The sequence below is a fragment of the Neisseria sp. P0021.S007 genome (assembly GCF_051956855.1).
The window spans coordinates 1-504 of the sequence record NZ_JBQCXA010001290.1; the positions used below are offsets into that span (position 1 = coordinate 1).

1 protein-coding gene is annotated in these 504 nt (G+C 50.4%); it reads right to left on the reverse strand.

Features of this window, described 5'->3' with window-relative positions; genetic code table 11:
* Nucleotides 1-215: M14-type cytosolic carboxypeptidase (locus ACTHUR_RS18790; RefSeq protein ID WP_440400287.1), on the reverse strand; the 215-nt coding region annotated here is incomplete at its 3' end.
* Nucleotides 216-504: the final 289 nt, after the last annotated feature.

A 504-nucleotide genomic window follows, 5' to 3' on the forward strand; every position in this document is an offset into this window, starting at 1 on the left:
TGATAATCTTCCCAGCCTTCGGGATAAGCCGAGTCCGCCGCGTTTTCAAAGTGCATCACGCAATTCTGATACGCCGCACCTTGCAGACGGAAATAAAACCATTGGGCGAAATCGGAAGCGTTGTCCGGACGCAGCTCGAGGCGGATATTGGCGGGGTCGGTCAGGTCTTTGACAACAACGGAGCCGGCGTCAAATTGAGTGCTGATTTTAATCATGGGAAAGTCCTCGGTATATCAGGTAAACCGGATAACCGTTGTTTGAGAAAATGTGTGGGCGATACCGTATCCGTCGGCGACGGCAAACCGATATGCCCGAATCCGTTGATTCTACCATTCCGACGGGCGCATCCTCAACCGATAAGGGCTGCGGAATGTTGTTTCATACGACCTTTGACGTTAAGATAGGGCAGTTTGGCTTTAAATCATGGCAAGGCGGCAAAGCTGCAAAGAGTGGCAGAGCCGGTTTGTACCGATTCAAAGCGAATCCGCTATAATGATTAAATTG